Genomic DNA, 26,537 nt, shown 5'->3' on the forward strand with positions numbered 1-26,537 from the left:
GCTTAAACCAACTCATCAGCAGTCAAGCTACGTGCTTCATCCACTAGCATGACGGGGATGTCATTGCGGATGGGGTATGCCAGGCGATCGGCTTTACAAATGAGCTCCTCTTTTGAGGAAGCTAAATGCAATGGGCTCTTGCACAAAGGGCAAACCAAAATTTCAAGTAAACGTTTGTCCATGCTGTTTCCGTTTTATAAAGTGTAGCCCTGAGGGTCTGGTCTGTGCAAAATGGATGTGACCCATTCAATGAATGCCTCGGGAAGCGCTAAATTCTGCGGCACCACCCAAATCCGCTCATCCTGTATACCCGCACATTTTACGGCATCCTTTTCGGTAATCAGAATGTACTGAGCAGCCAGATTCTCAAAGAATGGGGCTGTGTAAGTCGCATGGTCAGCCAGTGCAATTCCCTTGAGCGCAATCCCCTCTTTTTGGAGATCATCAAAAAAACGCTGTGGGTTACCAATAGCCGCTACTGCAAGCACATTATGTTGCAATGAGGCCTGCGCTATTTCTGCCAAGCTATTCGTGTGAGTAGAATGAATGAGTTGGTAAGGCTGTCCCAAATGGGTGCTTAAGTCGAACGCACGACGACCCATGAAATACTCATCGTTAAGATTGTGCCTGGATGCATTGTTAGCTGACATTCCAGTCATGAGTGTGGCATCACGATCACGCGTGCTTGGTTCGCGTAAGGGGCCTGCAGGTAATAAAAACCGATTACCTTCACCGCGTGCATCGCGCACTACCAATTCAATATCGCGGCCACCTTCGCGTGCTGGCCAACGTTTAAGACCGGCATGCTGCAAACCATCATCACTAATGATGACGTTAGTCTCTGGAAATTGCTTTAGTAGCGCTTCAATCGCAGCCTTGCGTTTTGGAAAAACCCACATTGGGAATTGCCCATCCGTTCTTTTGGCAATTAGCACCGGTTCATCCCCAACCATGGCAGGATCAGACTCTTTGGTCACTTGCATGGGGGTGGATAAAGATTGCGCGCCATAGCCTCTGCTAATAATCCCTGGTTTCCAACCGAGCCGTGCAAGTTGTGTGGCTAAGGCAATCACGATCGGTGTTTTACCAGTGCCACCCACCCGAATATTGCCCACAATGATGATGGGTACCGGCAAGCCTTTTTTCTGCCCTAGTTCAAGATCGCTTATGAGCTGGCGCGCACGCAGACCCAAGCCATACAGCCAAGAAAGGGGCCATAGCAAGAGGCTGATGGGTCCACGTCGTTCCCAAAAGCGTGGCGCATGTTTAAAAAAAGCCTTTTGCATTTTCGCGGTTATAGGTTTTTTAGAAAAGAGCATGAACTGTACTTTTGCCCATTATTTTTTAGTTTGACTACTAAAAACAATATTGGTGACATTGGCATCACGCGCTGCTTCAAGGGCGCTCATCACTGCTTGATGGGGTGCTCTAGCATCAGCGTCAATTTCAACTTGTATGTTTCCATTGGCATCTTTGCTTGTAATGCTATTGATCGCTTCGCTTAGTTGCAGGCGATCAGTCATTTTTCCATTGATGGCGTAACGACCATCTCGGCTAACAGCAATATGAATTTGCTTGATCTCTGTTTGGCTGTCGCTGCCATTTGCGGTTGGTAGGGTAATGGCTAATTCTTGATAGTGTGTAAAAGTAGTGGAGATCATCAAGAAGATCAAGACCACCAAGAGCACATCAATAAATGGAATGAGATTGATCTCAGGTTCAGGAGCAACTTCAACGGCTCCTAATGAAAACCTATTTTGCCGGCGGTGGCTTAACCAACTCATTGTCTTTCCAAAGCAGCTGGATAGAGTCTTTTAAACATTTGCCGTGTGAACTCTTCACACTCACGTTGACGATGATTGGCCATCGCCCTTAGCCCACGCCAAGCCGCCAATGCAGGCACTGCAATGAGTAAACCAAAAGCAGTGTTGTAAAGGGCTACCGAGATTCCATGTGCGAGCTGTTGGGGGCTACCTGCTGCGCCGCCACTACTACCGAAGATATCAATCATGCCAATGACTGTGCCAAATAGGCCTAATAGTGGAGCGACTGTAGCAATGGTGGCTAATGCACCGAGATAGCGATCCAGTTTGAGCCAAACAGCCCCAGCGCTTGCTTGCAGTTCGTCTAAGGCCGATTGGGCGCTTTGACCAGCACTCTTTTCACGCAAGACACATGCTAATAGCGGGCTTGCAGGTGAGAGTTGGGAGAGGGTGGTAATTTCTGCTGAGGTCAGTGTTTTTTGATTGGCCAGCTGTTCAGTGAGGCTAAAAGCGATTTCCAGGCAATTTTTAGGCAGGATGTGAATTTGGCGCAGATACCAGGCCCGCTCAATCACGATGGCGAGCCCCACGATGGAGATGATCAATAAGGGCCAAATAGGCCAGCCAGCAGACAGTAGAATGGAGTACATAAGCTCAGTACTTTAGCTCAATTAGTTACCCGCTTTCAGATTGCTTGCCTGTGGATAACTCTGTGCAAAACTTTTTAGTCAAAGAGAGGTAAGTCCTTGATTGATGGTGGAGTTGGGGTTTTAAGGGTGTATTGAGACTCCAATATCTAGAATATTTGTTGATATAAAACAATGGCTTGAAAATAATGTGTTGGATTTATGAGACGATCGGGGTCAGTAACTACTTACTTCAAATCCATGCTTTTAGAGCCAATCAGCTTCTGTGGATAGATATGGCCAGCAAAGCCTGATAATTACAGGAATGAAAAGAAAAAATGTCGGAAATATCTAAGCAAATCCTCAGTGTCGGCGATCTAAACCGCGCCATTGCAAGCTCTTTAGAAGAGCGTTTTGATAGCGTTTGGGTGAGCGGGGAGATTTCGAACTTCAAAGCCTATGACAGTGGGCATTGGTATTTCTCTTTGAAAGACGAAGAAGGCCAGATCCGCTGCGTGATGTTCCGAGGGCGTAACAGTCAAGTTGGCTTTATGCCGCAATCCGGTGATTTGGTTGAGGTGAGTGCGAATTTGGGTTTGTATGTGCCCAGGGGCGATATTCAGCTGACAGTGCAATCCTTACGCCGCGCCGGGATGGGCGGACTGTACGAAGCGTTTTTAAGGCTCAAAGCCAAATTAGCGAATGAAGGTTTGTTTGATGCCGAGCGTAAACGTGATATCCCAAGTCACCCGCGCTCCATTGGCATTATTACCTCGCCACAAGCAGCCGCTTTAAAGGATGTCCTGAGCACTTTGGCTAGAAGGGCGCCGCATATTCCCATTGTGATCTATCCCACCCTGGTCCAAGGCCCAGATGCTCCTGCGGGAATCATGGCTGCGCTCAAGGCGGCAGAAAAAGAACATGCTGTCGATGTGCTTTTGCTGGTGCGTGGCGGCGGTAGCATTGAAGACTTGTGGGCCTTTAATGATGAGCAATTGGCTTATGCCATTGCCCAGTCACCTATTCCAGTAGTCAGTGGGGTGGGCCACGAAACAGATGTCACGATTGCTGATTTTGTTGCAGATTTGCGTGCACCTACACCAACGGGCGCTGCCGAGTTAGCCGCTCCCCGTAAGGATCAACTCTTGCAAGAGTTAGCCGCAATCGAGCAAGCACTTTTACAACGTGCCACACAAAGAATCGAACGTGAAGCGCAAACTTTGGATCAACTGGCTCTGCGCTTAAATCACGCTTTGCCCAATCCAGATCGTATGCGCGAGCAAATTACCAATTGGCAACAACGTTTAAATCAGGCGTGGAATGTGCGTGTAGATAACCTCAAACGCAATCAAAGCCACTTTGCTGCTCAACTAGAAATGCTCAACCCACAGCGCACCCTAGAACGTGGTTATGCAGTCATTCTGAACAATCAAAAACAAGCCGCGCGTCATCCCAAGCAGCTCAATACCGATACCAGCTTTGAGATTCGGTTAGCGGAGGGTCAGGTGCAGGTGCAGTTTTCGGAAGTATTACAAGGGCAATAAATCCAAAGTGCCAATATCGAATAACGGTACGTTATTTTGGAACAAGGAGACCCTATGAAAATAACAGTAACCATTGAAGATGCCTTGTATGAAAAGGCTCTAGAGTTTGCCGATCCTGCTATGGATGATTCCGATGTCATTAGCAAAGCGATTAAAACATTTATCCGAATGAAGGCATCTAAGCGCTTAATTGCATTGGGGGGATCATTGCCGCAGATGCAGGAGATTGCTCATCGATCTGGTAATTAGTAATAGGTAATAGGCGCTTTATTCAGAAGATATTGGGTTCAATCTGCAATGGCACCCCAAACTTTTGCAGTACCGTTTCTTGAATATGTTTTGCAAGATCGAGAATATCTTGCGCAGTAGCGCCACCATGATTGACCAACACTAAGGCTTGATTCTGGTAGACACCAACAGCACCTACGCGCTGGCCCTTAAAGCCGCACTGATCAATAAGCCAACCAGCTGCTAGCTTTCTATTGCCAGATTGATCTGGGTAAGAGGGTAGGCCAGGAAATTCCTTACTCAGCATCTCGTATTGAGTATGGGGCACCAGCGGGTTTTGGAAAAAACTGCCTGCATTACCAATCACTTTGGGATCTGGTAATTTTCTAGTACGAATTTGACAGACCGTATGAAAAATATCTTGTGGGCGAGGATCTTGAATGTCCGCTAGCACCTGAGCCAATTCAGCGTAGTCCAGCTTAGGGCTCCACGGCTTCGGAATCTTAAAGGCGACCTTTGTCACAATAAATCGCCCCGGGTTTTGCTTGAAGTAGCTATCGCGATAAGCAAAGCGGCACTCGTCTTTTGAGAGGGTGACAAAGGCATTAGCCTGCACATCATAAGCTTCTATAAAGTCAATAAATTGCGCCACTTCTAAACCATAAGCACCAATATTTTGAATCGGTGCAGCGCCTACCGTTCCGGGTATTAAAGCTAAGTTTTCTAGGCCAGGTAAATCATTATCTAAAGTCCAGCTAACAAATTCGTGCCAGCCCATGCCTGCGCCAACGATTACCTCTGTATACGAAACATCACTTTTACTGATTTCACATCCGGGAATATTGATCAGTAATGTGGCCCCAGGCAAATTGGCAGGAAGGATGACATTGCTTCCTCCGCCTAATACTCTCCAGGCTAGATTGGCATCTTTAATAGTGCTCAAGAGTGCGGGTAATTGTTCGGGCGCGCTGACCTCATAGGCAAACTGCGCCTGGCATTGCAGGCCAAAGGTATTGCGATCCGTCAGATCGTAATGGGATAGCAATTTTGCTGGCAAGGGCGCATTTTGAGCACGGTTCATGCCACAATCTTATTCGTGTTCCAAGTTTGCTCAAAAAAAGTGGGTAATTCTTGGAAAAGCATTCACTAATAAAGCATTTAATTAAGGAGTAGCTATGCCCTCATTTGACGTGGTTTGCGAACCAGACATGATTGAATTAAAAAATGCCATCGAGCAGTCCAATAAAGAAATCACCAATCGTTTTGACTTCAAAGGCTCTGATAGCCGTGTAGAGCAAAAAGACGAAACCCTCATTTTGTTTGGTGACGATGATTTCAAACTGGGTCAAGTACGTGATGTGCTCTATGGCAAGATGGCTAAGCGCAATGTGGATGTGCGCTACCTCAAGGATGAAAAAACCGAGACCATTGGCGGCGATAAGCGCAAACAGACCATGAAGGTCCAAAAGGGCATTGAAACCGAATTGGCTAAAAAGGTCGTACGCGTGATTAAAGACAGTAAGGTCAAAGTGCAGGCGAGTATTCAGGGGGATGCAGTACGAGTGACTGGTGCCAAGCGCGATGATCTACAAGAAACCATGGCTTTATTGCGTAAAGAAATAACAGAAGCGCCATTAGGTTTTAATAATTTCCGTGACTAAGAAAATGATTGTGGTTGAGAAATCAGCTGCAATAGCACCAGCAAGCCAAGAGGCTATCGAGCGCTTTTGTGATGCATGTTGGTTAGAAGATGGGCTAGCACAAAATAGCTTGTCAGCCTATCGCCGCGATTTATTGCTATTAGCCCAATGGTTGTTTAAAGAAAGTGGGACTGATTTATATGCAGTGACCGAGAAAGACCTCACTGCCTATATTGCCCATCGTCGTTCTGATAAGGCAACCACCGCTAATCGTCGCCTGACTGTCTTTAAGCGCTTTTATCGCCATGCCTTACGTATGAACTTGGTAAAACGTGACCCCTGTATTGGTTTGCGCGCTGCCAAGCAAGCACTGCGCTTTCCAAAAACGTTGAGTGAGGATCAAGTCACCGCTTTATTGAACGCACCGGATATTAATACCCCTTTGGGTCTGCGTGATCGCACGATGTTAGAGCTTATGTATGCCAGTGGCCTACGCGTTTCTGAAATTGTCTCCTTAAAAACCGTGGCGATTGGTCTTAATGAAGGCGTAGTGCGCATTGTCAATGGTAAAGGTGGCAAAGAACGTTTGGTGCCTTTTGGAGGCGAGGCAGGGCAGTGGCTACGGCGTTATTTTGCCGAGGCTAGAACACCCTTGCTTGAGGGGAAAACCAGCGATGCGGTATTTGTGGGGCGTCACACTGGTGGCGCATTGACCCGGCAAGCTTTTTGGGCCCTGATTAAGCGTTATGCCACGGTAGCTAATATTCCCGTGGCACTATCGCCACACACCTTGCGCCATGCTTTTGCGACCCATTTGCTCAATCATGGGGCTGATTTGCGGGTAGTACAGCTCTTATTGGGGCATGCCGACATCTCAACTACCCAGATTTACACCCATGTGGCCAGAGAACGCCTCAAGTCGATTCATCAGCAGCACCATCCACGTGGCACCTAAAGCCAATGGTGGTGATAAATATTTCTGAAGTTAATTTGTAAAGCTTTGCCCTTTTCTGTAAAGTATATATCAATGATATGTATCATATTAAAGGACTAAGTCATGGATACAGCACAGGTTTTTAAGACGGGCAGAAGCCAGGCTGTAAGACTGCCTAAGGAATATCGATTTACCGACTCTGAAGTAACAGTTCAGCATTTTGGCGGCGGTGTTTTGCTTTTGCCAAAAAATGGCTTGTTTGCCGCAATATCGGCATCATTGGCTGGTTTTGAGGCTGGGTTGCAATTGACCCGCGATCAGCCAGAGCAACAAGAAAGAGTGGGGATTGCTCCTTGATCTTGCTTGATACGAATATTTGTATTTACATCATTAATCAAAAACCGCCAGCAGTGATAGAACGCTTTAAGGATTTTGCTGCGGGAGAGGTTGGTATCTCAAGTATCGTGGCAGCAGAACTGGCCTTTGGAATTGAAAAGACAGATTCCTTGCCCAATAAACAAGCCTTGGAGCTATTTCTGGCTCCACTGACTATATTTTCTTTTGACGAGGCATGCATTTGGGCCTACGCCAAGTTGCGGGCCCAGCTTGAAAAGGCTGGGCATCCGATTGGATCATTGGATGCGATGATTGCAGCGCAAGCCCTTGCCTTAAATTTTCCCTTGGTAACTAATAATCAAAAAGAGTTTTCAAGGGTACCTGGTTTAAGGCTGGAAAACTGGGTCTAGAAGCAAGTGAATGCATATCTTGTTCGGAGATAAGTCGATGCAGGTAATAAATGATTAAGATAGCCGCATGAATTTCAATTTCGATCTCTTGCTCATTCCAATTGGTTATTTGATTGGTTCGGTTTCCTTTGCAGTGGTGGTTAGCAAGTGCATGTGCTTGCCTGATCCACATACCTATGGCTCGGGCAATCCCGGGGCTACCAATGTGCTGCGTACGGGTAATAAGCTGGCAGCCGCCCTGACTTTTTTGGGTGATGCCCTCAAAGGGTTTGTTGCGGTCGTATTAGCGCGGATGATTTTGGGCAGTGATTCCCTCACCTCCACCCTGAATTCTTGGATCTTATGTAGCGTAGTCATTGCGGTGTTTTTAGGGCATCTCTTCCCGCTTTTTCATGGCTTTAAGGGTGGCAAAGGCGTTGCGACAGCCTGTGGAATTCTCTTTGGCATTAACTGGATTTTGGGCTTAGCTACTTTGAGCACCTGGTTGATCGTGGCGCTTTTTATGCGCTACTCTTCTTTAGCAGCGCTAGCGGCAGCGATATTTGGCCCGATCTATTTCGTGTTTTTGTTTGGCTTTCAGCCAATGGGTATCGCGCTGGTAGTCGTATGTCTTTTGCTGATTTGGCGCCATCGCAACAATATTACAAATTTGCTGGCTGGTAAAGAGTCGCGCATTGGTGCAAAAAAAGTAGTGCAATCTATTCAATCAGAGGAGGGTTAAGCATGACCATCGCATTTGCATGTGTACTCGTTATGGGGCTACTTCCCTATGTGGCTGCAGGGATCGCTAAAAAAGGCTTTGAGGGCTATGACAATGGTGCTCCGCGGGAGTGGCTTGCCAAGCAGACTGGCTTTCGGGCGCGCGCCAATGCAGCCCAAGCCAATCTTTTTGAATCTCTACCCCTCTTTTTTGCTGCTGTGATCATTGCCTCGGTAGCGCATGCACCGCAGGAGCGCATTGATTTGCTGGCAATTGGTTTTGTGATTGCGCGCATGACGTATTTGCTTTGTTATGTGGCTAATTGGCCCACTGCCAGATCGCTGGTCTGGGCAGCTGGCATTGCTTGCGTCATCGCACTGTTCTTTCAAATTTAATTCAAAAGGCCTACATGCCCACCACCAAAACGGCCTCTCAGAAGACGCCTACTAAGTTATCTGTAAAAAAAGTCAGCGCCAAAGTTACAGCCAAAGTCACAAGCAAAGCGACCCCGAAAGTCACCACTAAAACAAGCGATGCTGGTACACCCTTATCGGTAGTGATTCGTAGGCGCATTGAGGCAAAAAAAGCGCGCTTTAATGCTAATGACAACATTTCTGCTTTTATCCAGCCTGGTGAATTAGATGGTTTGGTCGATGAAGTGGCGCAAAAAATGCAAGCGGTTTTAGAAAGCTTGGTCATTGATACAAAAAGTGATCACAACACTCAAAACACCAGTCGCCGTGTGGCCAAGATGTTTGTCAAAGAAGTCTTTAATGGCCGATATGTTGAGCAGCCTGTTTTGACCAAGTTCCCCAATGTGAGCCGCTTAAATGAGTTGATGATTATTGGTCCGATTACGGTTCGGAGCGCCTGCTCACATCACTTATGCCCCATCATGGGCCGCATTTGGATTGGGGTCTTACCAAGTAAGGAGTCGGCGCTGATAGGCCTGTCAAAGTATTCACGCCTAACAGAGTGGGTGATGTGCCGTCCGCAAATCCAGGAGGAGGCGGTAGTGGAGTTAGCGGACATGCTGGAGAAAAAAATTAAGCCAATTGGCGTAGCGATCGTGATGGATGCGGATCACTTTTGTATGCAGTGGCGCGGTGTCAAAGATCGTGACTCCAAGATGGTCAATAGCGTGATGCGCGGTGCGTTTTTGAAGGATTCTAATTTGCGTAGAGAGTTTTTATCTCTCTTAGATAAGCGCTAAATTTGATGAAACAGGGATTCAAACTCATTGGTATGGCACTCATCAGCGCAAGCCTATTGGCTTGTGCAAGTTACCCCACCGTCAATGAGGACCCGGCTAAAAATAACCAAGCTACTTTTCAAAAAGATGCCTTGGATTGCGCCAAAGACTACCCTGAGGCCGGTGGGGGCGTGCATGTCAAACAGCGTATTGCTTGTATGAACTTAAAGGGTTGGCATTAATCTGGTGGTATAGATTTATTCTTGAGAACAGTTCTCAACTATTAATCTAATGAAATCAATTACTTGGGGTAGCTCTAGCACCCTGATTTCATCTGCTCTATGATGCGTTTAGTTCCACAACATCATTCTTACAATCTCTTGGAGTTCATATGAAAAATAGTCGTCGCCAATTTATGATTTTGTCTGCTGCTGGTGCCTGTACATTGGCCTTGAACAGCAAAGTTCAAGCCCAAGCCATGGTATCTGCTACTGATCCCCAGGCGGTTGCTTTAGGTTATGTGGCTGATGCAGCCAAAGTGGATAAAGCAAAATATCCTAAGTTTGTTGCGGGTTCACATTGTGGTTCATGCGCACTCTATCAAGGTGCTGCTAGTTCTGCTGCTGGTGGTTGCGCCTTGTTTGCTGGCAAACAAGTTGCTAATGCTGGCTGGTGCTCTGCGTATGCCAAAAAGGCTTAATAAGCCGATTGTTTTCAGCGCTCCACGTGATGGAGTAAGAAAAAGCCGCTCAGTTGAGCGGCTTTTTTGTGCTGATTTCTCATGCCAGCACTAGCAAGTGCCCTAGTTTGAGCTAAATTACAACCTAAGCGATTACTGAATTTTCGAAGCGGCGATCGAGGCGATGCAGTCTTTAATGCTGTAATTTTGGTATTTACCAAAATTTTCTTTGCGAATGGATTGGGCACATTCAGTCACTGAATTGCGTAATTTGATCTTAGGGATATTTGCTGTACTCACTGGTAATCTCCTTTTGTTGTGTTTGTTTAGGAAATTATAGGTATGCAGCGCCTAAAGATGCAAGACGAATTGGTGCTTGGTCACCCATCTAACACTTTTTAGTTTCTAAAGGGTGTTTAGCTCGTTTAAGAAGGTCTGGGCGCGATGAAAGGTAGTGTGCTTGGCAAAAACCTCTTGCTGAGCTATCAGAGCCGCCTTTTCACCAAGCTGGGGATTGTGCATTAATTCCTCAAATAGCTCGGTATATTGCGCTGGGCTGTCCGCCACAAATACCGCAGTTTTGCTAAATGTTTTATCTAGCAATTGAGGGTGATCAATGAGCTGAGGCACGCCACAGGCTGCCAGTTGATAGGTACGCTCATTGAGTTCATACACCACATGTAATTGTTCTGGTAAATGCACATTCAGACCGACCTTAGCGCGGGAATAAATGAAGCGATCTCGATCGCGATTAAAGCGAAAGTCTTTAATGTGGCTCCATCCTGGCCCATCAATAAATCCGGCATACCTTTTAGAAATCTCGCGGAGATACAAAATGTGTTCCCGTTTGCGCGAGGCAATCAAGACGTAATTTAGATCCCTCTCCAGTCCCCCAACGGGGTAATAGCGCAAGATATTGGCCCCCCAGGGCAGACATAGGAGCGGAAAGCCCTGGTCGATGAGCTCTTGGTATACCGCTTGGGTAGTGAGGTATTGGGAATCTCGGAAGCTATAGAAAAAATCAATGTGGTTTTCTTTGGCCCACTGTACTTTTGGGGTGTTTGGCGCGACATCATTTTCCAATAAGGGTGCGGTGATGCCGACCTTGAGAACCTGATTTTCTTTGTATTGCTGGACACTATCCCAATCAATTTGATTGAGGTAGCTATCGTGTTCACTGGTAAGCAATACGGTTGGTTTAAATGCATTGAGTAGACTCTTGGAATCATCTCCCCAGCCCAATATGACAGTAGGCACTCCCATGAAATTGAGGCATTCGGCAAGATTCGTAAATAAAGAATAGCCAGCAGGGGAGGACTCTGCAGAAGGCACGTGGATCAGAATGCGCTCGCCACAGTGTTGATATTGATTCAAAAAGGCCGCGCAAACGGATTGTCGAAGTTGATGACCTTGTCTTACTGTAGCGTCGGGTGAGTTTTGGCAAAGCGCATCCGATTCAAAATAACTCTTTTCTTGCAGGGCCTGCTCGGCACTGATCAGAATGCTTGAGCGTTGCAACTGGGTTTGGCGGTGTAATTGAAAGTGAAATGCCCATTTTTCATAAGAGAGAGTCGCTTTCTTCTTCTTGTGTTTGAGGGTGTCTATCAATTTACTCATGGGGTGCGATCTTATTAAAAACGAGGCTACTGGCTGAGATGGTCTTAGTGAGAGCCTTTAGTTTTATTATAGGCAGATGACTATCATCACTCAGATCCAAGGCGGTCTTGGCAATCAACTGTTTCAATATGCCGCTGGAAGGGCTCTTTCGCAAGCGGGCGGTGAGAGCCTGATTTTGGATGACCGTTGGTATGGGCCGCAAGAAGAGGGAGTGACACCTCGATCACTGCTCCTTGGAAAACTATGCATTCGGGGGCAAATTCAGACTTACCCCCGTGTGCTTGCCACCCCGAAACGGCTTGCGCGCATATTGCAAAAATGCTTGCCGCTCAATCCCTATGTACTCAAAGAGCGCCGGGGCTATATTTTCCAGCAGGGCTTGGATCGTATTCGCAACTATGCCAAACAAGATTTGTATCTGATGGGCTATTGGCAATCATTTCGTTATTTTGAGTCTATTCGAGAGGTATTGTTAGTAGAAATCATCCCTCAGGAGCCATTGGATTCACATTACCAGCGCTATCGAGAGCTGATTGCTAGCACCCCAAATGCCACGATGGTTCACATTCGTCGGGGTGATTATGTGCATTTACCAGCCGCTGCTCAAGTACATGGGGCGCTCGATTTGTCTTATTACCGCAAAGCAATGGCGCTATTGCTTCAAGAAAAGCCAGACGCACATTTTTTTGTATTCTCGGATGATATTGCTTGGGCGAAAGGCAATTTGCCCATGCCCGAGCGGCTTACCTTTATAGAAAATTTGCCTGATGAAGAGGCGGTCGTGCAAGAGCTGGAACTAATGCGCTCCTGTGAACATCACATTATTGCTAATAGCTCACTGAGTTGGTGGGGTGCTTGGCTGGGTGATCGTGCGGGGCAATTGGTATTTTGTCCACCGCGCTGGATTGCGGATAGCAGTTTGCCACTCGGTGACTTATTGCCAGCCAAATGGCGGCGCCTGTCTGGGGGGTGAAGCCGTTTTAAAGATGACCGCGTAGGCTTGCCACTAGGGCAACCAGCAATCGCTCTAGGCGAGTGAAGATGGTCCAGATTCGATTGCCGCGTTTCTGAAAGCGGGCATAAATTTGATAGTTGGCTTTCACTGAAACCCTTTTAATACGTTTATTCAGTTGCCATAAAAAGGCGGGGCCCGTTCGCAATCTGTCAGTCCAGGCCAATGGGCGCGGGCGCATGTGAGGGGGAATTTCCAATCCCAGTAAATACCGTTCTTGACTATGAATGTTGGCTGCTTGGGTTTGCGCTAATTTTTCTTGGCTAATTTGACCGTCATGAACACGGTAAGTCAGTAAGTTTTGCTTGAGGTTGGCAAAGCGGTAGCCAGCTAAGCTGAGGGTTTGCCAGAGCGCGTAGTCTTCTGCCACATCCAAGCTGGATTGATAAGGGTGGGATTTGAAAACCGCTGCTTTGCCCATCACCGAGGGATTGCATAGTGGGCATGCCACCACCATCATGGCGCGGATATCTGCATCACGATGCACTTGTTTAGATTTTTTGCGCCTGCCAGTAGCTTGGTACAGGGTAAAGTGGTCGGTGCCGCACACATCAGTCGAACCACCCTCAAGGAGCGCTACTTGCTCTGCAAGTCGTGTTGGCGCTGCGATGTCGTCTGCATCCAAAAAGGCAATGTATTTTCCGGTAGCTGCATTAACCAGTGCATTGCGCGTTACCACCAATCCTTGGTTTTGTTCATGACGCAGAATGCGTATACGTGAATCAGTAAAGGCAGTAGCAATGGCATGCGTTTGATCGGTAGAACCGTCATCGAGTATGAGAAGCTCAAAATGGGGGTAGGTTTGCGCCAAGACGCTCTTGATAGACTCCCCAATAAACCGCGCCGCATTAAAAGCAGGCATTAAAACGCTTACTACGGGTGGGGATTGAGGGGTTGAAGTCAAAATGGGCAGATTTACTCAGAAATGATGACTAAATTATAGGTAGGTCTCGTAAGGGAAAGCGCCGGACTGATAGGCAAGCGATAAAGAGCACAATAGCAGGGAAGTTCTTGAAAAGGCTTAAAATTCATCATCATTATTAATCTTTTTAAAAGCCCTCCTTTGAATAGCCTCATTCATCCTGTCATCCTCTGCGGCGGCTCCGGTACCCGTCTTTGGCCTTTATCCCGCTCAGGATTTCCTAAGCAGTTCTTAGTGCTGTCAGGAGATGGTTCAAATCAAAGCTTGTTTCAACAAGCGATTGACCGTATTCATTCTGTTGGCGGTAAAGAAATTACATTTGGCAAAACACTAATAGTGACCAATGAAGAGCACCGCTTTTTAGCCTTAGATCAATTACGTGAATTAAAAGACGTTCAAGCTACCCTATTGTTAGAGCCCACTGGCAAAAATACTGCTCCTGCACTCACTTTAGCGGCGCTCTATGCGCAAGACAGCGGCGAGAGTCAAGAAGATCCCATTTTGGTAGTAACCCCAGCAGATCAAACAATTACCAATCCTGCTGCTTTTACCAAGGCTTTACAAAGCGCTATTGCGATTGCCAAAAAAGGCGCGATTGCGATTTTAGGTATCACACCTACTTCCCCGCAAACAGGGTATGGCTACATCAAGGTAAAAGGTGATGCTGTTAATAATGCTTATACCGTTGAGCACTTTGTCGAAAAACCCAATGAAGCCACTGCCAAGCAATACCTAGAAGAAGGTGGTTACTTTTGGAACGGTGGTATGTTTGTCCTTAAGGCTAGTGTTTGGCTCTCCGCCCTAAAAGAATTCCGCCCTGATATTTTTGGCGCTACTGAAACGGCTTGGGTTGAAAGAACTACAGATCAAGCGACTTTTGTGCGTCCTGACAAAACCATTTTCAACACGATTCCCAGTGAGTCGATTGACTATGCCGTGATTGAAAAGTGCCCAGGCTCACAATACCCCATCAAGATGGTTGAACTTGATGCGGGTTGGAATGATCTCGGTGCCTGGGATGCAGTTTGGCAAGTCGGCAAACAAGATGAACAAGGTAATGTCACCAGTGGCGATACCCTCATCACTAATTCTAAGAACTCATTAGTTCATGCCAGCACCCGTTTAGTGAGCGCAGTAGGGGTGGAGAATCTCATCATTGTGGAAACGGCTGATGCCGTTTTAGTAGCTGATCGCAAAAACAGTCAAGATGTGAAGCACATCGTCAATCAATTAGAGTCTCAACAGCGCGAAGAAAAGAACTTACATCGCAAAGTATCTAGACCATGGGGTTGGTATGACAGCGTCGATGAAGGAGATCGTTTTAAGGTCAAGCGCATCCAAGTCAAACCAGGAGCCAGCCTCTCACTTCAAATGCATCACCATAGAGCCGAACATTGGATTGTGGTCAAAGGAACTGCAGAGATTACCAACGGCGATCAAGTGATTATGCTCAACGAGAATCAAAGTACTTATATTCCGCAAGGCCAGATCCATCGCTTGGCTAATCCAGGTAAAACTCCTTTAGAGATTATTGAAGTCCAATCGGGCAGCTACTTGGGTGAAGACGATATTGTGCGGTTTAAAGACACGTATGGGCGTAGTTAACAATATCTATGAACAAACGTACAGCACTCATTTGCGGAATCAGCGGTCAAGATGGTGCTTATCTTGCTCAATTTTTACTGAATAAAGGCTACTCAGTGTTTGGCACCTCGCGCGATGCACAAGGTAGCTCCTTTGGTAATCTTAAAAAATTGGGCATTAGCGATCAAGTGCAGTGTATTTCAATGGCACCCGAAGATTTTCGCAGTGTTTTGGTGGCCCTACGAAAAAGCAATCCAGATGAAATCTATTACTTAGCTGGGCAATCCTCGGTAGGATTGTCATTTGAGCAACCAGCAGAAACCATGCAAAGCATTAGCTTGGGAACGCTCAACATACTCGAGGGATTGCGCATGATGGACAAACCAATCCGTCTATACCAGGCCGGCTCGAGCGAATGCTTTGGGGATACTCATGGTGAACCTGCAAATGAGAGCACACCCTTTCATCCAATGAGTCCTTATGCTGTTGCTAAATCTTCGGCCTATTGGTTGGTAAATAATTACCGCGATGCCTACAGCTTATTCGCATGCACCGGTATTTTGTTTAATCACGAATCGCCTTTGCGTCCAGAGCGTTTTGTGACACAAAAAATCATTCATGCTGTCAAAAGGATTGCATCCGGCAGTAATGAGAAGTTAAAACTAGGAAGATTAGATATTTCGCGGGACTGGGGCTGGGCTCCTGAGTATGTCGAGGCGATGTGGCTCATGCTTCAGCAGAATAGTCCGCAAGATTTTGTGATTGCTGCAGGTAACACTATCTCTTTACAAGATTTTGTGGATACCGCATTTAAGCAAGCTAATCTGAACTGGAAGGATCACGTCATTCAAGACCCCAATTTATTTCGGCCTACAGACTTGGCAATTGGCTGCGCTAATCCCAGTAAAGCTGAAAAAGAATTGGGCTGGAAAGCCTCCACTCGTGGAGTCGATATCGTCAAAAAAATGTATCAATCATTAACATAAATACTAATAATGAAAAACTCTAAAAAAGTCGCCCTCATCACCGGCATCACTGGCCAAGATGGCTCTTACCTAGCTGAGTTCTTATTAGAAAAAGGCTACATCGTTCACGGCATTAAGCGCCGCGCTTCTTCTTTTAATACTGAACGGATTGATCACATCTATCAAGATCCCCACATCAATCATCCAGACCTGATTCTTCACTATGGTGATTTAACTGACACCAGTAACTTGGTACGCATCATCCAGCAAACTCAGCCTGATGAGATTTATAACTTAGGTGCGCAGTCTCACGTCGCCGTCTCTTTTGAGTCTCCTGAGTACACCGCAGATGTGGATGCCATTGGCCCTCTACGAATGCTTGAAGCCATTCGTATTCTAGGTCTTGAGAAGAAAACCCGTTTTTACCAAGCCTCCACTTCTGAGCTCTACGGTTTGGTTCAAGAAATCCCTCAAAAAGAAACTACCCCTTTCTATCCACGTAGTCCTTATGCCGTAGCCAAGATGTATGCCTACTGGATTACTGTGAACTACCGCGAAGCATATGGCATTTATGCGTGTAACGGCATCCTCTTTAACCATGAATCCAAACGCCGTGGTGAAACTTTTGTCACCCGTAAAGTGACCAGAGGTCTGGCCAATATCGCTCAAGGTCTAGAGAAGTGCCTCTTCATGGGTAATATTGATGCCCTACGTGACTGGGGTCATGCCAAAGACTATGTGCGTATGCAGTGGCTTATGCTGCAGCAAGATAAGCCAGAAGATTTTGTTATCGCGACCGGTGTGCAGTTCACCGTACGAGAATTTATCATCCGCAGCGCCAAACAGTTAGGCATCACTCTCAAATTTGAGGGAACTGCTGAAAACGAGAAGGCAGTCGTTGCCTCTATTGAGGGCGATAAAGCTCCAGCGTTAAAGGTGGGTGATGTGATCGTACAAATTGATCCGCGCTACTACCGCCCTACAGAAGTCGAAACCCTCTTGGGAGATCCAGGCAAAGCCAAAGAAAAACTCGGTTGGGTTCCCGAGATTACTCTGGATGAAATGATCATCGAGATGGTAGCAAACGACTTAGACCAGGCTAAGCAACATGCTTTGTTGTTAAAGCATGGCCATAGTGTGGCAGTAGGTAAAGAGAACTAATTGACTAATTTAACAAGTCACGCAAAACACGAAAATCATCCAACACGTGAGTAACGATCTCAATCAAAAGATTTATGTTGCTGGCCATCGCGGTATGGTGGGCTCAGCCATTGTTCGTAGCCTACAAGCTCAAGGTTTTACTAACATCATCGGTAAAACCCATGCCCAGCTCGATTTAACTAATCAAGCTGCTGTCGAAAACTTCTTTAAAACAGAAAAACCTGATCAAGTCTATTTGGCTGCTGCTAAGGTGGGTGGCATTCATGCCAACAATACCTACCCTGGCCAATTTATTTACGAGAACTTGATGGTGCAAAACAATGTCATTCATCAAGCCTTTGTGCATGGCGTGAAAAAACTTCTCTTTTTAGGTTCAAGCTGCATCTATCCCAAACTTGCCCCTCAGCCAATGTCTGAAGATGCGCTACTCACTGGCAAGTTAGAGCCCACCAATGAGCCGTATGCTATTGCCAAGATTGCCGGTATCAAGATGTGCGAGAGCTATAACCGTCAGTATGGTATCTCTCATGGGGTGGACTATCGCTCCGTGATGCCTACTAACTTGTATGGCCCAGGTGATAACTACCATCCAGAAAATAGCCATGTCATCCCAGCCCTCATTAGAAGGTTCCACGAAGCTAAAGTAGCCAATGCCCCTGAAGTGGTGATCTGGGGAACGGGAACTCCAAGACGTGAGTTTTTGTATGTTGACGATATGGCTACCGCATCAGTCTTCGTGATGCAGCTAGATAAAGCCACCTATGACAGCCAAACAGAACCTATGCAAAGTCATATCAATGTGGGCTATGGATCGGATGTCACTATAGCTGAGCTAGCAAGCGCCGTAGCAAAGGCAACTGGATATCAAGGCAGCATTAGTTTTGATCCCTCCAAACCCGATGGCTCTCCTAGAAAGTGGATGGACTCGGGAAGGTTAAATAGGTTGGGGTGGCATGCAGAGGTCTCCTTGGATGATGGGTTGAAACTAGCTTATGCCGATATGTTGACCAATCTAAAAGCTGCTTGATTAAACGATGGCGCTAAATAAAGAAATTGTATTTAAGCTAGAGTATGGCGGCCTTGGGGATCATTTGTTTTATAGCGCCCTACCAAGGATGCTCAAAGAGCAGGGCTTGGCAGAAAAAGTCTATCTCTCTGATCAAAGCAATTTTCGTAATCCCCAAATATTTGATCTGATTTGGAAAAACAACCCCCATTTAGATGGGATAAGTGATCAGCCGCCCACACCCTTGCAAGACAATCCTGCAAGCAAGCAGAGCAAAATCGTTAATCTCATTTTTGAAAAATTTGGTATCACTGCCGATCAAGAAATCCCGGTGGAGGTTTATCCCAAACTAGAAGTAAATCCGGCTCTTGAAGACAATTACATTGATCTCAATTACGTTTCCTTTGTGGGTGCTTTTTCTTGGCTCGATAAGATCGGGATATACCGCCAATATCCTAATCACGTGATCGTGAACCCAGATAGGCTTACCCGTTGGTTATTACCAAAGCGCAAAATGATTTTTACTAAATCGCTATTGGAATATGCGCATTTAATCAACGCCGCCACTTCATTTATCACCTTGGCCTCGGGTGGGGCCACTTTGGCTGCAGCTCTAAACAAGCCTTCGACTATTTATTATGGTTATGGTCAAAATACCGTTTTTCATCATGAGATGCATCGCTATGTTCAGGTGGGCGGGAATCACATTTTTAGAAGACGACTTGCCCGCTTCTATGAAAAGCGCAATAGTCGCCGATTAAAGCGCTCTCGCAATAAATAGGTCAGTAAAGATTTCTAATTCTTATTACCTATCCAGCGTGTTTGCCAAAAATTGTTTGTAGGCTATTCGTATTGTTCAAAGAGTAAACTGCGTAAACAAAGCGCTACAAGCAGGACCATCAATGGATCTTGCCAATGCTTGGGCTAAATAAAGGGGGTTGTAATGCAGTGGAGTGGTTTTGAGTACCTGCAAACGGGTAAAGAGAAATTCGCTCGGGAGCAAAAGAGGGTGGCATACAAAAATTTAACCCAAGCAGCCCCAAACTTATTTTTTTTGGCTGGCGATCGCTTGCCAATTGAGCCTTTGACAACAGGTGTTTATGAGCCCCATGTCAAAAAACTCATCGAGTTTGCTGCCAATGACGGCTATCAAGACTTTTTAATTGATATTGGTGCCAATATTGGCATGACCTCTGTGCAAAGTGGGTTGTGCTTTAAGGAAGTGCATTTATATGAGCCCAATCCAGAATGCATCAGCATCCTCAAATTAAATCTTCATCGGGCGCTCGGCAATCATCCCTATTACCTTCATGAATTCGGGTTGGGCCAGGGATCGCATGACACAGATCTGATGGTACCGCGCGGTAATCTAGGCGGCGCCTTTGTTCCGGATCAAGATAATGGCCTGTCTCAGGAGCTTTTGGCAAAAAAAGATGGCTATTTAAGTGTTCAGGCCCAAAATTACCGCTCTCAACAAATTCGTATTGAGGATGCCAAAGAGCAAATGCAAAAGCTATTCTCCAGCTTAAAAACCCGCAATCTCCTCTCTGGGGTCATTAAGATTGACGTCGAAGGATATGAGTCAACCGTGCTCTCGGGCATGCTGCCCTTGCCTGTCGGTATGCGCGCCATGATTATTTTTGAGTGCTGGGACCCTCAGTTTGATTTTGCGGCGCTACTAGCTGGGCAAAATGGCAGAGCCACCGGTTTCAAATTGATAGAAAAACGTCATCAATATAATCTGTTTCGTCGCTTACTAAAAAAAGTGGCCCCGCAATGCGGCCCTGGAACATCCCATACACTGATTCCTTATAACGGTGCTGCTGCTCAGAGTGCTGATGGTGCTGGAGATTTAGTCATGATCATTTCTGGATAATCAGAAGGTAAAAGTGCATCCCAACCAAAAAATTTCCCCAATCCCCCAGGTCCTGGTTTTGACCTTGTGCATGCTTTTTGCAATCTTGTATGGTGTCTGGCTCTTGCCCCATACCGTGTTTGTCCGCAATAGCTGCCTCGTGGGGGGTGCATTGCTCAGCTTTCCCATCATTGCAAAACACTGGCGCTTACTGTTTCAAAGGGCGGCAGCGCCCATTTGGCTCATCGTTCTGTTACTAGTCTGGGTCACTATCCACCTCTTATTTATTGGTCAGGACTTTGATCGCCAGTATCTGGAATACACCACGATTTGGAAAAAGATTGCCATTGGCTGTGTGTTTGCATTGGGGCTCGGTTTGGTAATTGGCCAAAATACCAATCCTAAAACAGCAAAAACCTCTTGGGCCATCATTTATTGGGGTTTACTGCTTCCTAGCCTGATTTACTTTGGTAAATACATCTTGGGGATTGTTGCCTTGCACTATGGGCTCACGCTCTCACCTTATCTGATTCTCAATCCCGATCACATGGGCAGCCCCTTTGGGATTGCGCGGGCAAGATATGTGTTCTTCTGTTTGCCAGCTATGGCTGTAGGTCTGGGATGTATCGCCAACGATTTAAAAAGAAAAACCCTTCATTGGCAATCAGCCATTTTCTACCTACTGAGCGTGCCTCTCACCTTAACGCTCTTCGAATTAGAAGGCGATCGATTGGGGGCAGTCTATGCAATAGCGCTATTGGGCGTGTTTGCACTGGTAGTTGCGCGCAATATGATTGATGTCAGAAGGCCAATTCTGACCATGCTCGCCTTGGCTTTGATGGTATCGGCAAGCGTGTGGCTTGTGCAAAAAGTCACTTACCAAAGCCCGCTATGGCATCAATTTTGGGCCGATGCCAAGATGGCTGTCCAAGTCGACAAATACGATGCATGGCAAACCCGTGTGTTACCAATCAATGAGTTGGGTATTCCTGCCAGTGATTCAAACTACATGCGTATAAGCTGGGCTATCGTGGGCACTCGTCTATTAATGCAAAACCCCTTGGGTTATGGTTTACTAAGTCTATCCTTTGGGGGTTTGGGTAAGCAAATATGGCCAAACGCCCAAATCAGTTGGACCCACAGCGCCTGGCTCGATTTTGCCCTGAGCTATGGTCTCCCGGCCTTAATCATGATCTGGCTTGCTATTGCCCTAACCTGGCAGGAGGCAAAAGCGCTCAATCCCCCCTGGAATACCTTGGGGCGCTGGGGGCTCTTCATTGCAGCAGCAGTGATGTTAACCAAAGAGGTTTCAACCGAAGTGGTCCTAAATAGCATGATTTTCATGATCGTATGGGTGGCAGCCTTAGGTCTGAGCACGCCCAATACAAAACCCAAACTTCCACCTACACCCAAGCCCACTCCCGGTCAACAGTAACTGTTTGCGACAGCTCCATGCGCCAAGCCTCCTATGCGCGATGCCCCCCAATCGCCGTAATCGCATGTCAATTTTTGCAAAGCCAAGGGATCGGTCGTTTTGTTATAAAATTCAAAACGATATTAGTGCGCATTCACATTAAAAGAGAGTATCTAAACCCATGAGCATCAATCATGCCTTGCAACCAGAGTCTGAACGCAACGATCAAGATGCTGAGATCTCCCTGCTCGATATTGTTAATTTTTTGCAGTCGACTTGGAAAAAGTTAGTAATCGCTAGCATACTGGGCGCTGTTTTGGGTTTGGCAGGGTGGTTTTTCCTGGGCAGTTATCAGGCTGAGTTAGTGCTCAATAACAATGGGGGCACCGATATAGTCGGGTTAAGGTCTTTGCAAAAGAGCCTTCCAAACCTAGCCGATCAATTGATTGATGAATCAAAGGTTCCACAAGGTCAAGAATCACTGTATCGCACCCTAAGTAATTCAGAATGGTGGGTAAAAAATGTCGTACCAACCTATGGCATGAGTAAAGCAGATATCAAAGATTTAGCCTCTACTGCGGGCCTAGAGACAGCGGGCACCTCGATTGTAAGCTTAAAAATGACAGCAACTGGATCCTCGCGGGATAAGGCGATCGATAACGTTCGCGGTGCCAAAGACTTTTTATTGCAAGGTGCTTCATACTTAGCGCTCAAACTCCAATTTAGCGGGCAAGAATCCCAAGTCATTAGTAGTGATGCGGATATTGCAAGAAAAATGAATGCCGCTCAAGTGGAGTTGGAGTATCAGCAGGAGCGACTCAAAAGTCTAGAGCTCTTGGCTAAGCGCTTCCCGGGCGAGCAAAAATCGGTCAGCCAAGGGGTCGACCCCAAAGACTCTGGTGCTAAGTATATGCCCATCAGCACCCAGATCATTGCAGTCAATACCGACATCAATGCTACTAAAGAGTCGATAGAGCGCTTAAAGGATGCAAGGGCGCAAATGGCCATCTTAAAAACCTGGGTCACCCAAATCACCCCAATAATGAATAGTACCTTTGACGGCATTGCCCTCAATCAAAAGCTATTGGAACAAGAGTCCCAATTGCGAACCACAATTGATTCAAACGACACGAAGTCCCTAGTATTTGTTGATAGCTTGCGATCGAGTTTGTTGGCAAATAGCATACGTTTTTCAAAGGGCTTTGAAATGAATGCCGCGCCAACGGCTGCCAAAAAAGGCATGATCAAAGCGACGGCAGGTGGGTTGTTCGGTGCATTTTTCTTGATGCTTTTAGTGCTGTTGGCGCAAAAAGTGTGGATTAACGTTAAGAGCGGTGGTGCTAAGTGATGATTGGGGCGCAATTGAATGCGCGAGATGGGGTATTAGCATCCCCACTCACCAACTCGCCTCATTTACAAAACGAACTGGTTCTTATTTGCTAATACGTCTCATTCAGAATGACCGAATACTTTTGCCATTCAAACACTAGGGTAATCATTCCCTAGCTTTCTAATTGCAACGCATCACCCAAAGTGTTTTTGAGGCGCCATTCGTGATGCTTACGAAACTCTCCCAGAGTGCGCACAAAGGCTCGGCCTAAATCATCCCCAGCACGTTGCGCTCCTCCCAATTGCATCAGATTTAATAAGCGCTCTTGTTTGATTGTGGCCACGTTCTGGCGAATCGCTTCTTGATGGGTGGTGCACCAAAGTGATGACTTCATGCTTGGAATAACTACGTCGAAATAGGCGGGCACTATAAATTTAAGCCCCTCATCTCCAAAGCGAACCTGAAACTGAGCGACCTCTTCACATGTCGGTTCACCCTCCTTGGGAGGGCTAAAGGCCTTATAAAAATCGATCATCATTTTATAAAATTTAGGAAAGGCGGCTTTAATTTGGGCCAACACCTCCTCGGAAACATGCTGTCTTTTATAGGGTGTAATGAACTCTAAAATCTTGATGTACCTTTGCTGCTTTTCTTCATCCAAGACCCCGCGCTCAACCCAAGCCTGATGGGTTTCTTTTGTATAGCCGTTGCCACAAGATAGAAATTCCTCAAGCGTTACCGGATCAGACAGTTGTTTAACGAGGTAGTTTTGCTCAAGCTTTTCTAGGCGGAGTTTTTTCCAGGTGATTACAGCAAGCTCGCGGATTAAGATAATTTCTACAGCATCTTTGGGATAGAAGTCCGCATTAAATTGCGCGAGCAATGAATCGAACTCTTCGTGATTTTCATCAGGCAACACCACTAACTTGGAATAAGTTCCCGTCTTAAGGGAGTTACGGGAGGAGATCAATTTACCTTGATCAGTCTTTGGGCCACCAGATCGTCTTGATTTTGATGGAATAGTCATCAGGTTACTTTGAGCCAGTATTAAGGCGAACGCCGGGGCGATCCTCTGGGGTGCCAATGAATTCGACACCCAGCAACTCAAGGGCCGCTTGAATTGCCTCTACTGAGCGTGCATTTCCAGATGGAACCCCAGCCATCAGCTCAAACCTTCGAATGGTTGCAACCCCCACTCCCGATTCGCGAGCCAATTCATCGGCCGTCACCCTAATTAACTGCCTTGCCGCTCTAATTTGCTCTGAAGTTATCAATTTAACTAAATTATGATATTATAAATATCAAATATCCATGAATATGCTATTAAGAAAGGTTACCATGAATGCCCATGAAATCCTTATTAAAACAGCTGAAAAGATTGAGGGTGCATACGCACCGTCAACCATAAGGGCCTATAAAGTTAATTTTGAGAGATTTATTCATTTCTGCGATGAGCTGCACTGCAGCCCTCTTCCGGCTAATCCATCAGAAGTTGCAATTTATATAGCTAGGCTAACCAAGAGTGGATTGAAATCCTCCAGCATCCGCATTGCAGTTGCTGCAATATCTTGTATTCACAGACTCAATCAAGAGCTAGACCCAACTCAGCACCCCGATGTCAAAATTGAACTGAGGCGTATGCATCGCACACTTGGACGCTCTAGCAGTCAGGCATATGGAGTAACTGCACCCATACTAGAGAAAATGTTGAGTGCGACAGAAGACAATTTACGAGGGGCTAGAGACAGCGCACTTTTGCTATTGGCCTATGACAGCATGTGTCGACGCAGCGAGCTCGTTTCATTAAAAATATCAGATATCACTTTTAATGAATCCGAGGCATCTGGTGAAATGAAAATACGCCTACGTAAAAGCAAAACTGACCAAGAGCTACAGGGTCGTTGGATTTTTCCGAGCAAAAGAGCAATAGAGTCCATTAAGTCATGGCTGGAAAAAACCAAGCTAAATGATGGTCTTCTATTTAGGGGAATCAATAATGCAATGCAAATTACTGCAGAATTAAATTGCGGGCAAATTAATCGAATTTATAAGCGCCTTGCAAAAGATGCAAAACTTCACAAGGAAATCATTAATCACATTAGCGGCCACTCAATGCGAGTTGGGGCCGCTCAAGATTTACTTAAATCCGGCGCTAGCATACCGGCAATAATGAATAGAGGTCGCTGGTCAAAAACGGATACTGTAATGCGCTACCTTGAAGGGGTAAATCCGAACTAACTCAGAGACCCAACAAGATATCCAACTACATACCCAACTAGAACCCCAGCGAAAATTTCAACTCGGGTGTGCCCCATCCGTTCACGCAAAAATGAGGGATTCTGATTGGTTAAATTATTGAGCTTATTAATAGCAATCGCATGTTTGCCAACTTGCCTACGCAAACTACTAGCATCCAAGATTACGATAAACGCTAGAGCAACAGCAACCCCAAAGGCCGGATTCTGAATGCCTTCGTTTAAACCAATTAATGTAGCCATGCTAGAAACAATAGCGCTATGATTACTTGGCAACCCTCCATACCCAATCAAATCAAAAGCAAATCGACGTGCTCTTAGACTATTAATTAAAAACTTCAAAATTCCAGCGATTAGCCAAGCCAAAAATGGGGTTAGTAAATAAGAAAAATATTTCATAAATGCAAGCCTGAAAGCGCCCATACACATGCACCAATCCAAAGGGCAACTACTGCTAATAATTGCCAGTCAGCCAACAAAGCATCGGTGGGAGACTCTCCGCCATCAAGGGCTTCGACCACATACCAATAGCGAAATAATCCATACAAAACGAGGGGGATAGTAATAACCAGCTCGGGTCTAGCGGACATCACAAACATGCTGTAAAAAAGCAAAGCCCCCGTGGCCGACATTTCTGCATAACGATCAACCAACTCCACCGAATATTTCTTCAAGACCTTACGACCCTCAGAGCCATTTTGAGCCAATTCTTGACGTCGTTTTACTGCAGCCAAATAGAGCGCCAAACATAAAGTTGTGACACACATCCAAGCTGAGGCATCCAAATTCAAGGCCATTGCGCCCGCCACCACACGCAGAACAAAACCTATGGCAATCGTAAAAATATCAATAACTGGCTCATGCTTTAAGACACAGGTATATACCAAATTAAGAACGGAATAGCCCGCAATGACCAAAATGACTTTTGGCATTACGAAATACCCCAAAATTAAAATTACATAGAAAACTGCCAGGAGTGCGAATGCAGCAGTTTTAGAGACAAGCCCTGAAGCTAAAGGGCGAGATTTAGACTTTTTGGGATGACGACGATCTAGGTCAATATCGTTAATATCATTAATGATGTAAGTTGCGGAAGAAGCAATACAGAAAAATAAGGCAGCCAATAAAGCATTTGAAAATGCATCAAAATTGAGCATTTCTCCCGAAAAAACCAAAGGGGCAAAAACGAAGCCATTTTTAACCCATTGCTTTGGGCGTATTAGCTTTAAAAGCCCAAGGAGGCGATCTTGCATGCTATAAGTGGTCCTGGTAATGTTCATCTGAAGATATTGCCCTCAAGAGCTAAAGTCATTCATGTTGTGGGCATGGTTATTTTCGCATTAATTACAATATCAATATATATT

General features: G+C 46.0%; 33 protein-coding genes. 21 read left to right on the forward strand and 12 right to left on the reverse strand.

Going from position 1 to position 26,537, the window contains the following annotated elements; genetic code table 11:
* Positions 1-2 precede the first annotated feature (2 nt).
* From M2125_RS00380 to M2125_RS00395, 4 genes are read right to left on the reverse strand one after another with little or no spacing between them, the layout of a single operon-like run.
* Positions 3-182, reverse strand: coding sequence for a Trm112 family protein (locus tag M2125_RS00380; RefSeq protein WP_076024048.1), 180 nt, complete (start codon positions 180-182; stop codon positions 3-5).
* 12 nt (positions 183-194) lie between these two features.
* The gene (lpxK, locus tag M2125_RS00385; protein WP_280742311.1) at positions 195-1,286 is read right to left on the reverse strand and encodes a tetraacyldisaccharide 4'-kinase; all 1,092 of its coding nucleotides are present in this window, start codon (positions 1,284-1,286) and stop codon (positions 195-197) included.
* A gap of 51 nt (positions 1,287-1,337) precedes the next feature.
* On the reverse strand, positions 1,338-1,784 hold the full coding sequence (locus tag M2125_RS00390) for an ExbD/TolR family protein (protein WP_083657551.1): 447 nt from the start codon (positions 1,782-1,784) through the stop codon (positions 1,338-1,340).
* Entirely contained in the window at positions 1,781-2,413 is a 633-nt protein-coding gene (locus M2125_RS00395) for a MotA/TolQ/ExbB proton channel family protein (protein ID WP_280742312.1), read from the reverse strand. The genes M2125_RS00390 and M2125_RS00395 overlap by 4 nt, the downstream gene beginning before the upstream one ends.
* 314 nt (positions 2,414-2,727) lie before the next feature.
* Between M2125_RS00395 and xseA the strand changes: the two genes are divergently transcribed.
* Positions 2,728-3,933 carry an exodeoxyribonuclease VII large subunit gene (xseA, locus tag M2125_RS00400; protein WP_280742313.1) on the forward strand — a complete coding sequence of 402 codons (1,206 nt, stop codon included), beginning with the start codon at positions 2,728-2,730 and terminating at the stop codon, positions 3,931-3,933.
* 54 nt (positions 3,934-3,987) lie between these two features.
* Positions 3,988-4,182, forward strand: a complete 195-nt coding sequence (locus M2125_RS00405; protein WP_277540371.1) for a type II toxin-antitoxin system VapB family antitoxin — start codon at positions 3,988-3,990, stop codon at positions 4,180-4,182.
* 22 nt (positions 4,183-4,204) lie between these two features.
* On the opposite strand, the gene murB is transcribed toward M2125_RS00405, so the two are convergent.
* Positions 4,205-5,242, reverse strand: a complete 1,038-nt coding sequence (gene murB, locus M2125_RS00410) for a UDP-N-acetylmuramate dehydrogenase (protein ID WP_280742316.1) — start codon at positions 5,240-5,242, stop codon at positions 4,205-4,207.
* A gap of 94 nt (positions 5,243-5,336) precedes the next feature.
* Between murB and M2125_RS00415 the strand changes: the two genes are divergently transcribed.
* The 9 genes from M2125_RS00415 (at position 5,337) to M2125_RS00455 (ending at position 10,073) form a co-directional block, all read left to right on the forward strand.
* Positions 5,337-5,822 (forward strand): YajQ family cyclic di-GMP-binding protein, encoded by a 486-nt coding sequence (locus M2125_RS00415; protein WP_076024053.1) that lies wholly within the window; start codon positions 5,337-5,339, stop codon positions 5,820-5,822.
* Positions 5,823-5,826: 4 nt separating this feature from the next.
* Positions 5,827-6,756: a site-specific tyrosine recombinase XerD gene (xerD, locus tag M2125_RS00420; RefSeq protein WP_280742532.1), complete on the forward strand. Its 930-nt coding sequence runs from the start codon at positions 5,827-5,829 to the stop codon at positions 6,754-6,756.
* Positions 6,757-6,858: 102 nt separating this feature from the next.
* On the forward strand, positions 6,859-7,092 hold the full coding sequence (locus M2125_RS00425) for an antitoxin (protein WP_076024055.1): 234 nt from the start codon (positions 6,859-6,861) through the stop codon (positions 7,090-7,092).
* Positions 7,089-7,481, forward strand: a complete 393-nt coding sequence (vapC, locus tag M2125_RS00430; protein ID WP_280742317.1) for a type II toxin-antitoxin system tRNA(fMet)-specific endonuclease VapC — start codon at positions 7,089-7,091, stop codon at positions 7,479-7,481. The genes M2125_RS00425 and vapC overlap by 4 nt, the downstream gene beginning before the upstream one ends.
* A 67-nt stretch (positions 7,482-7,548) precedes the next feature.
* Positions 7,549-8,202 (forward strand): glycerol-3-phosphate 1-O-acyltransferase PlsY, encoded by a 654-nt coding sequence (plsY, locus tag M2125_RS00435; RefSeq protein WP_076024057.1) that lies wholly within the window; start codon positions 7,549-7,551, stop codon positions 8,200-8,202.
* A 2-nt stretch (positions 8,203-8,204) separates the two neighbouring features.
* Positions 8,205-8,576, forward strand: coding sequence for an MAPEG family protein (locus M2125_RS00440; RefSeq protein WP_076024058.1), 372 nt, complete (start codon positions 8,205-8,207; stop codon positions 8,574-8,576).
* A gap of 14 nt (positions 8,577-8,590) precedes the next feature.
* Positions 8,591-9,394, forward strand: coding sequence for a GTP cyclohydrolase I (gene folE / locus M2125_RS00445; protein ID WP_076024059.1), 804 nt, complete (start codon positions 8,591-8,593; stop codon positions 9,392-9,394).
* Positions 9,395-9,399: 5 nt separating this feature from the next.
* Positions 9,400-9,615: a hypothetical protein gene (locus M2125_RS00450; protein WP_076024060.1), complete on the forward strand. Its 216-nt coding sequence runs from the start codon at positions 9,400-9,402 to the stop codon at positions 9,613-9,615.
* A 149-nt stretch (positions 9,616-9,764) separates the two neighbouring features.
* Positions 9,765-10,073: a high-potential iron-sulfur protein gene (locus M2125_RS00455; RefSeq protein WP_076024061.1), complete on the forward strand. Its 309-nt coding sequence runs from the start codon at positions 9,765-9,767 to the stop codon at positions 10,071-10,073.
* A 132-nt stretch (positions 10,074-10,205) separates the two neighbouring features.
* Here the strand turns inward: M2125_RS00455 and M2125_RS00460 are convergent, their stop codons facing one another.
* Together M2125_RS00460 and M2125_RS00465 are read right to left on the reverse strand one after the other, a co-directional pair.
* A complete protein-coding gene (locus M2125_RS00460) occupies positions 10,206-10,352 on the reverse strand; it encodes a hypothetical protein (protein WP_277540358.1) in 147 nt (48 codons plus the stop codon).
* Positions 10,353-10,457: 105 nt separating this feature from the next.
* Positions 10,458-11,669, reverse strand: coding sequence for a glycosyltransferase family protein (locus M2125_RS00465; protein ID WP_280741365.1), 1,212 nt, complete (start codon positions 11,667-11,669; stop codon positions 10,458-10,460).
* A gap of 76 nt (positions 11,670-11,745) precedes the next feature.
* Between M2125_RS00465 and M2125_RS00470 the strand changes: the two genes are divergently transcribed.
* Entirely contained in the window at positions 11,746-12,642 is an 897-nt protein-coding gene (locus M2125_RS00470; protein ID WP_277540355.1) for an alpha-1,2-fucosyltransferase, read from the forward strand.
* A gap of 7 nt (positions 12,643-12,649) precedes the next feature.
* Here the strand turns inward: M2125_RS00470 and M2125_RS00475 are convergent, their stop codons facing one another.
* A complete protein-coding gene (locus M2125_RS00475; protein WP_280741364.1) occupies positions 12,650-13,585 on the reverse strand; it encodes a glycosyltransferase family 2 protein in 936 nt (311 codons plus the stop codon).
* A gap of 159 nt (positions 13,586-13,744) precedes the next feature.
* Between M2125_RS00475 and M2125_RS00480 the strand changes: the two genes are divergently transcribed.
* The 8 genes from M2125_RS00480 (at position 13,745) to M2125_RS00515 (ending at position 22,936) form a co-directional block, all read left to right on the forward strand.
* On the forward strand, positions 13,745-15,208 hold the full coding sequence (locus M2125_RS00480; RefSeq protein WP_277540353.1) for a mannose-1-phosphate guanylyltransferase/mannose-6-phosphate isomerase: 1,464 nt from the start codon (positions 13,745-13,747) through the stop codon (positions 15,206-15,208).
* A gap of 8 nt (positions 15,209-15,216) precedes the next feature.
* The gene (locus M2125_RS00485; RefSeq protein WP_277540351.1) at positions 15,217-16,173 is read left to right on the forward strand and encodes a GDP-mannose 4,6-dehydratase; all 957 of its coding nucleotides are present in this window, start codon (positions 15,217-15,219) and stop codon (positions 16,171-16,173) included.
* 9 nt (positions 16,174-16,182) lie between these two features.
* Positions 16,183-17,313, forward strand: coding sequence for a GDP-mannose 4,6-dehydratase (gene gmd, locus M2125_RS00490; RefSeq protein ID WP_280742318.1), 1,131 nt, complete (start codon positions 16,183-16,185; stop codon positions 17,311-17,313).
* A gap of 46 nt (positions 17,314-17,359) precedes the next feature.
* Positions 17,360-18,340: a GDP-L-fucose synthase gene (fcl, locus tag M2125_RS00495; RefSeq protein ID WP_280741360.1), complete on the forward strand. Its 981-nt coding sequence runs from the start codon at positions 17,360-17,362 to the stop codon at positions 18,338-18,340.
* A 7-nt stretch (positions 18,341-18,347) separates the two neighbouring features.
* On the forward strand, positions 18,348-19,100 hold the full coding sequence (locus M2125_RS00500) for a hypothetical protein (RefSeq protein WP_280741359.1): 753 nt from the start codon (positions 18,348-18,350) through the stop codon (positions 19,098-19,100).
* A 162-nt stretch (positions 19,101-19,262) separates the two neighbouring features.
* A complete protein-coding gene (locus M2125_RS00505) occupies positions 19,263-20,195 on the forward strand; it encodes an FkbM family methyltransferase (protein ID WP_280742319.1) in 933 nt (310 codons plus the stop codon).
* A 70-nt stretch (positions 20,196-20,265) separates the two neighbouring features.
* Entirely contained in the window at positions 20,266-21,609 is a 1,344-nt protein-coding gene (locus M2125_RS00510; protein ID WP_280742320.1) for a hypothetical protein, read from the forward strand.
* Between the two features lie 160 nt (positions 21,610-21,769).
* Positions 21,770-22,936, forward strand: coding sequence for a hypothetical protein (locus M2125_RS00515; protein WP_280742321.1), 1,167 nt, complete (start codon positions 21,770-21,772; stop codon positions 22,934-22,936).
* A gap of 154 nt (positions 22,937-23,090) precedes the next feature.
* Here M2125_RS00515 and M2125_RS00520 read toward each other — a convergent pair whose 3' ends face one another.
* Together M2125_RS00520 and M2125_RS00525 are read right to left on the reverse strand one after the other, a co-directional pair.
* The gene (locus M2125_RS00520) at positions 23,091-23,945 is read right to left on the reverse strand and encodes a hypothetical protein (protein ID WP_280742322.1); all 855 of its coding nucleotides are present in this window, start codon (positions 23,943-23,945) and stop codon (positions 23,091-23,093) included.
* A gap of 4 nt (positions 23,946-23,949) precedes the next feature.
* Positions 23,950-24,147 carry a helix-turn-helix domain-containing protein gene (locus M2125_RS00525; protein ID WP_280742323.1) on the reverse strand — a complete coding sequence of 66 codons (198 nt, stop codon included), beginning with the start codon at positions 24,145-24,147 and terminating at the stop codon, positions 23,950-23,952.
* Between the two features lie 82 nt (positions 24,148-24,229).
* On the opposite strand from M2125_RS00525, the gene M2125_RS00530 reads away from it, so the two are divergent.
* A complete protein-coding gene (locus tag M2125_RS00530) occupies positions 24,230-25,156 on the forward strand; it encodes a site-specific integrase (RefSeq protein ID WP_280742324.1) in 927 nt (308 codons plus the stop codon).
* Here M2125_RS00530 and M2125_RS00535 read toward each other — a convergent pair.
* Positions 25,153-25,572, reverse strand: coding sequence for a divergent PAP2 family protein (locus M2125_RS00535; RefSeq protein WP_280742325.1), 420 nt, complete (start codon positions 25,570-25,572; stop codon positions 25,153-25,155). The genes M2125_RS00530 and M2125_RS00535 overlap by 4 nt on opposite strands.
* Complete coding sequence (locus M2125_RS00540; RefSeq protein WP_280742326.1) at positions 25,569-26,426, reverse strand: decaprenyl-phosphate phosphoribosyltransferase; 858 nt, start codon at positions 26,424-26,426, stop codon at positions 25,569-25,571. The genes M2125_RS00535 and M2125_RS00540 overlap by 4 nt, the downstream gene beginning before the upstream one ends.
* Positions 26,427-26,537: the final 111 nt, after the last annotated feature.

Origin of the sequence: Polynucleobacter sphagniphilus (assembly GCF_029892205.1) — a bacterium.
In the GTDB taxonomy this organism is placed as follows: domain Bacteria; phylum Pseudomonadota; class Gammaproteobacteria; order Burkholderiales; family Burkholderiaceae; genus Polynucleobacter; species Polynucleobacter sphagniphilus.

What these genes read in the sequence shown, in the direction of transcription:
- M2125_RS00380 (WP_076024048.1), bottom strand. Translation starts at nt 182, where the DNA reads ATGGACAAACGTTTACTTGAAATTTTGGTTTGCCCTTTGTGCAAGAGC.
- lpxK (WP_280742311.1), bottom strand. Translation starts at nt 1,286, where the DNA reads ATGCAAAAGGCTTTTTTTAAACATGCGCCACGCTTTTGGGAACGACGT.
- M2125_RS00390 (WP_083657551.1), bottom strand. Translation starts at nt 1,784, where the DNA reads ATGAGTTGGTTAAGCCACCGCCGGCAAAATAGGTTTTCATTAGGAGCC.
- M2125_RS00395 (WP_280742312.1), bottom strand. Translation starts at nt 2,413, where the DNA reads ATGTACTCCATTCTACTGTCTGCTGGCTGGCCTATTTGGCCCTTATTG.
- xseA (WP_280742313.1), top strand. Translation starts at nt 2,728, where the DNA reads ATGTCGGAAATATCTAAGCAAATCCTCAGTGTCGGCGATCTAAACCGC.
- M2125_RS00405 (WP_277540371.1), top strand. Translation starts at nt 3,988, where the DNA reads ATGAAAATAACAGTAACCATTGAAGATGCCTTGTATGAAAAGGCTCTA.
- murB (WP_280742316.1), bottom strand. Translation starts at nt 5,242, where the DNA reads ATGAACCGTGCTCAAAATGCGCCCTTGCCAGCAAAATTGCTATCCCAT.
- M2125_RS00415 (WP_076024053.1), top strand. Translation starts at nt 5,337, where the DNA reads ATGCCCTCATTTGACGTGGTTTGCGAACCAGACATGATTGAATTAAAA.
- xerD (WP_280742532.1), top strand. Translation starts at nt 5,827, where the DNA reads ATGATTGTGGTTGAGAAATCAGCTGCAATAGCACCAGCAAGCCAAGAG.
- M2125_RS00425 (WP_076024055.1), top strand. Translation starts at nt 6,859, where the DNA reads ATGGATACAGCACAGGTTTTTAAGACGGGCAGAAGCCAGGCTGTAAGA.
- plsY (WP_076024057.1), top strand. Translation starts at nt 7,549, where the DNA reads ATGAATTTCAATTTCGATCTCTTGCTCATTCCAATTGGTTATTTGATT.
- M2125_RS00440 (WP_076024058.1), top strand. Translation starts at nt 8,205, where the DNA reads ATGACCATCGCATTTGCATGTGTACTCGTTATGGGGCTACTTCCCTAT.
- folE (WP_076024059.1), top strand. Translation starts at nt 8,591, where the DNA reads ATGCCCACCACCAAAACGGCCTCTCAGAAGACGCCTACTAAGTTATCT.
- M2125_RS00450 (WP_076024060.1), top strand. Translation starts at nt 9,400, where the DNA reads ATGAAACAGGGATTCAAACTCATTGGTATGGCACTCATCAGCGCAAGC.
- M2125_RS00455 (WP_076024061.1), top strand. Translation starts at nt 9,765, where the DNA reads ATGAAAAATAGTCGTCGCCAATTTATGATTTTGTCTGCTGCTGGTGCC.
- M2125_RS00465 (WP_280741365.1), bottom strand. Translation starts at nt 11,669, where the DNA reads ATGAGTAAATTGATAGACACCCTCAAACACAAGAAGAAGAAAGCGACT.
- M2125_RS00470 (WP_277540355.1), top strand. Translation starts at nt 11,746, where the DNA reads ATGACTATCATCACTCAGATCCAAGGCGGTCTTGGCAATCAACTGTTT.
- M2125_RS00485 (WP_277540351.1), top strand. Translation starts at nt 15,217, where the DNA reads ATGAACAAACGTACAGCACTCATTTGCGGAATCAGCGGTCAAGATGGT.
- gmd (WP_280742318.1), top strand. Translation starts at nt 16,183, where the DNA reads ATGAAAAACTCTAAAAAAGTCGCCCTCATCACCGGCATCACTGGCCAA.
- M2125_RS00500 (WP_280741359.1), top strand. Translation starts at nt 18,348, where the DNA reads ATGGCGCTAAATAAAGAAATTGTATTTAAGCTAGAGTATGGCGGCCTT.
- M2125_RS00505 (WP_280742319.1), top strand. Translation starts at nt 19,263, where the DNA reads ATGCAGTGGAGTGGTTTTGAGTACCTGCAAACGGGTAAAGAGAAATTC.
- M2125_RS00510 (WP_280742320.1), top strand. Translation starts at nt 20,266, where the DNA reads ATGCTTTTTGCAATCTTGTATGGTGTCTGGCTCTTGCCCCATACCGTG.
- M2125_RS00515 (WP_280742321.1), top strand. Translation starts at nt 21,770, where the DNA reads ATGAGCATCAATCATGCCTTGCAACCAGAGTCTGAACGCAACGATCAA.
- M2125_RS00520 (WP_280742322.1), bottom strand. Translation starts at nt 23,945, where the DNA reads ATGACTATTCCATCAAAATCAAGACGATCTGGTGGCCCAAAGACTGAT.
- M2125_RS00530 (WP_280742324.1), top strand. Translation starts at nt 24,230, where the DNA reads ATGAATATGCTATTAAGAAAGGTTACCATGAATGCCCATGAAATCCTT.
- M2125_RS00535 (WP_280742325.1), bottom strand. Translation starts at nt 25,572, where the DNA reads ATGAAATATTTTTCTTATTTACTAACCCCATTTTTGGCTTGGCTAATC.
- M2125_RS00540 (WP_280742326.1), bottom strand. Translation starts at nt 26,426, where the DNA reads ATGCAAGATCGCCTCCTTGGGCTTTTAAAGCTAATACGCCCAAAGCAA.